At 57.8% G+C, this 4,543-nt stretch carries 2 protein-coding genes and 1 pseudogene; all 3 read right to left on the bottom strand.

The features are described 5' to 3' along the window. The coding region (locus IRZ24_RS17135) for a hypothetical protein (RefSeq protein ID WP_297166850.1) at window positions 1–767 on the bottom strand (767 nt) is incomplete at its 3' end. Between the two features lie 766 nt (window positions 768–1,533). Continuing rightward, complete coding sequence (locus IRZ24_RS17130; RefSeq protein ID WP_297166847.1) at window positions 1,534–3,912, bottom strand: serine/threonine-protein kinase; 2,379 nt, start codon at window positions 3,910–3,912, stop codon at window positions 1,534–1,536. A gap of 422 nt (window positions 3,913–4,334) precedes the next feature. Beyond that, window positions 4,335–4,543, bottom strand: a pseudogene (locus tag IRZ24_RS17125) (dihydroorotase); the annotation flags it as partial.

Raw genomic sequence — 4,543 nt, 5'->3', positions numbered from 1 at the left:
CCTTTGATTTCCTGCATCGTTAGAGTATAGGCCAGGGAAGTGCTCAGCAATGGCCCCGGAGCATCAGGCAAGATCGCCACCGCCATGTTATTATCATCATTGTTAATGATATGATAAGCCCCGTTCTTGAAAATGAAGAGGCGAGAGCCGCTGGTGGTCACGGGCCAGTTATGAATATTCTGATCCAGTGGGTCCTCCATCACGACCGCCGGCGTTGGCGTCCCCTTAACTACCGCCGTTCCCGTAGCTACCGCTGCGGTTACAGCCCCTTTCCTCGCCTGGGGTGCCGGATTTGCATGCAAGCGGGCAAACACAAGCAACCCTGAACCGGTAAGCACCACGAGCAAGACACACAGCAAGAGTAAGAGATTTCTTCTCTGCTTCCAGAGAGAGGTCGGCGAGAGGCTGACTCGCGCCGTCTCTGCTTGGGAGGGAGAAGACTGGGTTGGCTCAGTCAAGACTGGCAGCATACTGGTCACGTAGCGTCCTGGCTGACCAGCGACAGGGATCTGCACCAGGCGCAGAGCGCCTGTCAGCGTTGCCGTATTCTTGCTTCCACCTGCCTCAACGAAGGGTGAGGCCCCCAGGGCACCGGTAGTTGTGCGAGGCAGGGTGCTTGTTACGCCGCCTGGGAGCGGGCCTGTTAATGGTGAGAGGACACGAGTGACATTAGGCGAGAAGCCAGCAAAGGAGGTAGGAGCCGTCGAAGGGAAAGGCAGTTGGATATCTGCTGCCGCTCCCGAACCAGCCGTGGAGAGTCCCTGCATCGTTCCTGATTGAGGCACAGCCGTTTGAGCGCCTTCATCAGGGAGAGAGTTACTAGCTGCTATCTGTTGTCCTGGAAAGAGAGCAGTCCTCTCCAAGGCTATTGTTGGTGCCTCAGTCTCTGCATCCGTCACAGAGCCTGTGGTCGTTGAGGGCGAGAATGTTGCCGGTCCAAAGGAAGAAGGAGCTGTTAGGCTCGCACTAGGCATCGGAGGCTGAAACGGCTGGTTTGTGCCTGGGAAAGGCATTTGAGATACCTGGGTCTCGCCCGCCGCGGAGCCAGCAGGCAGACCGGTCTCACTCTGGAGGCGAGCGGCGCTCAACAGGCCAAGCTTGCGCACGGGACGGGGACTAGGCGTTCCAACGTCGGCGGGAGTCTCTTCCCGACCAGACACGACGTTGTTTCCTGCCGCCTCTTTTGGAAGCACCTGCTGTGACGCTGTCTGAGCAGCAGGCAAGTCAGCAGCGCCCTGTACGCCCTGCTGTTGCCAGAAAGGGTCGAAGAGGCTCCGTCTTGGGCGTGGCTGATCTTGACTCTGCGATGATTGCATCCCCGGCTGTCCTCCCTCTCTTGAGAAAGTACCTGCTCGTCTTGCTTCAACTCTGGCGCAGAGAAGCGGCTCTTGAGCGGCGTCTACACGAACGCTCATTCTGACCTTTGCAGAACGCCTCTCGCAAGTGGCGCCAGTATGGCTGGTAACCGACAGCAAGCCTGCAACAGATTACTCATAACAAGGCTCACGCCAACCACAGCCGCGCATCCCTCGTCTAGTTGCGCGTAATCAACAGATCTTTAAAAGCGACCTCCGTCCCATTGAGATTCACCAGCATGCCGACTGTACCCGAGGGAAGCGAGCTATCTTTGGTCTGGCCCACAACCTTCCCATTGACGATAAAGGTAAAGCTAGAACCATTGGCAAAGACCTTCAAGGTATTAACATTTTTCGGCCCCTGCCCCTGGTGGAACTCGCTGCCGAACTTCTTGCGCCAGATCGGAGTACCCCAAGCATTATTGGGGCCACGACTATCGTCATACTTATAGAAGCGGTACTCTCCGCCTTTGATATTCTGAACCTCGAAGCTATAGAAAGTCGTCACCGTCTTGCCACTACGCGTCTGCTGGCTAAAGCGCAGAATCAGGCCGAACGAGTTATTGACATTGGTATCGTCGCCCTTCACCTCCTGCATCGTCAGGCTATAGCCAATTGGACCGGTGAACGGCGCGGACTGCAGGACAACGGCGATGCCCTTCTGGCTATGGTTGGTAATATGGTAAGCACCATCCTTAAAGGCATAGGTGTCTGCAGGCGTTGTCGGCCAATCATGGATATTCTGTGACAGCGGATCGGAGAAGAGTACATCACTCGCACCGGCAGCCGTGGCCATCGGCGAGGCGGTGGTCTGGAGGCCAGGGGTCGCAGTGACCTGTGGCTCAGTCTTCTGAGCACTATGCAAATGACCCCACAGCAGGAGACCAGAGCCAACGACCAGGATGAGCGCCGCCACAATCAGAGTTACGACCATGCGGGCTCGACGACGCTCGCCTCTCGACGCGCTTTTCGCTTGACCTGTACTAGCGGCAGTCAATGGCAGCAGACCGGTGACATAGCGGCCCGGCTGACCGGCCACAGGGACCTTGACCACCTTGACCGGACCAGTCAATTTTACCAGAGGTGACGTGGCTGTTTGCTGAGCCACGGGGGCAAGTGCCCCCGTCGTCGCGGAGCGCGCAGATGAAAGCTGCTGACCGCTCTGAGCATCCGCAGATTGCTGCTCTCGCTCCCCAGCCAGACCAGAGCTGGGCACAGCCGCAGCCAGGGATGGCAGCGGATCAGTGAAATTATGCGGTTGCCGCTCCTCAGCTTGCCAGAGAACGGCAGGCTGCTCATTGGTGACCGGACCAACCTGGCCAGCTACGGTCTCTGGCATAACACCGGTACCCACGCGGGGGAACATACCGGTGCGAGAGAGCAGGCCACCACGACGGCTAGAGCTGTTGGTTACCGGTAGCTTCGCGGTCGGCAGAGCAGGCTCAGCCGTAGGAAGCTTCAGCGAAGGAGCTGGGAAAGACGGTATCGGCTGCTCTCCTGCTACTCTCGTCTGCATCTGAGACGCCGCTTCTGCAGCGGGAGCTTGCGGCATAGCAGCAGCATCCAGGACCGGCTGCGGCGCACTGGCTTTCGTCCAGCGCGGATCAAACAGTCCCCCGGCGTTGCCTGGAACAGCAAACTTCCCCGAGAGACCCAAAGCCGCAATCGCTGGATTCTGTCCCGTATCGACACTGATGCCAGCCGAAGTCAAAGCCAGACGGAAGGCCAAGGCCATCTCCTGTCCAGTGAAGTAGCGATCTGCAGGATTTTTCGCAAGTGCGCGCAAAATCACCTGCTCGGCAGCGACCGGCAGATCAGGACGAAAAACTCGCGGCGACGTGGGAGGAGTCTGCAGATGCTGAGCCGCGATCTGCATCGGGGCCTCACCTCTGAAAGGAGCCACACCCGTCACCATCTGGTAGAGAATGACTCCAAGCGAGTAGAGATCGGCGCGGCCATCGACCGGCTGCCCAAGCACCTGCTCGGGCGACATATAGTCAGGAGTGCCCACCGGAGCCCCCGGCCCAGTCAAACGCACCTGGTTCGCTCGCTCCTCCGAGATAATCTTGACCAGGCCGAAATCAGTCAGCAACAAGCGTCCCTCAGGGGTCTTCAGAATATTGGCCGGCTTGACATCACGGTGAATCACACCCCGCTCGTGGGCAAAATCAAGGGCAGCGGCCAACTGCTCAAGATAATTGAGCACCTTGGGCAGGGCCATTGCGCCCTCGCGCTCCATCTCATCGCGCAGTGTCCCCCCGCTGATATAGGGCATGACCAGATAGGCCAGGCCATGCTGTTCTCCGTACTCATAGACCGGCATAATATTGGGATGCTCCAGCGAAGCGGCCGCATCCGTCTCACGTCGAAAACGCTCCAGAAAGGCTGCCAGCTGATGGGGCGTCAGTGAGGCCATCGGAAAGAGTACTTTGACAGCCACCTGACGGCGCGGTCGCGACTGCTGCGCCAGGAACACCGCGCCCATACCACCCTGCCCGATCAAGCGCTGGAGCGTGCAGGTCCCCAGCCTCATTCCAATCAAAGCTTCAGGATTCATGCACCATCCTCTTTTGTTTCAATCGCCCAGCCGCGATTGTTCTTCGGCAACGACGTGCAACCCAGTCTTCATCGCGCAGGCACGTCGGGGGGGGTACACCACAGTGTATCGTGAAATATTTTTTCGTTTGTACATCTTAGTTAATTTACACAGCGCTGACAATGAATCCGCCTGGCAGGCATGACCAAAGTAATGGTCGCGGGTGATGGTCTTTCACGATCTGGGGAAAGCCTTCGGGGGACTCTAGGCGTCACAGCGTGTTCCAGCTTGCAGCTCTTCCAACAAGCGTGCGGAGCTTAGATGAGGAAAGGGCGCGACACCGTCAGGCCTTCAAGTAAGGAGATTGCACGGATTGATCAGGTACAACGAGCAGGCTTGCTTTAAGAAAAGCAAGCCTGCTCAGCTAGTGTGTGCACGCAAGTCTATCCGGCAGCCGCCTCACGCTTAAGCCAGCGGCCTTGAGGCTCACCAATGATCTGGCCATCGCGATAGACGAGCTGACCACGCAAAAAGGTCGCTATCGGGCGACCAATCAATTCCTGGCCTTCATAGACTGACCATTGGTTTTTGGTATAGAGATCCTCCTTTCTCACTCTCCAGGGCCGCTCAGTATCGATAACCACAATGTCGG

Origin of the sequence: Thermogemmatispora sp. (genome assembly GCF_019683755.1) — a bacterium.
Taxonomy (GTDB): Bacteria; Chloroflexota; Ktedonobacteria; order Ktedonobacterales; family Ktedonobacteraceae; genus Thermogemmatispora.
This window is presented reverse-complemented; position numbering and strand designations above follow the sequence as displayed.

What these genes read in the sequence shown, in the direction of transcription:
- IRZ24_RS17130 (WP_297166847.1), bottom strand. Translation starts at nt 3,912, where the DNA reads ATGAATCCTGAAGCTTTGATTGGAATGAGGCTGGGGACCTGCACGCTC.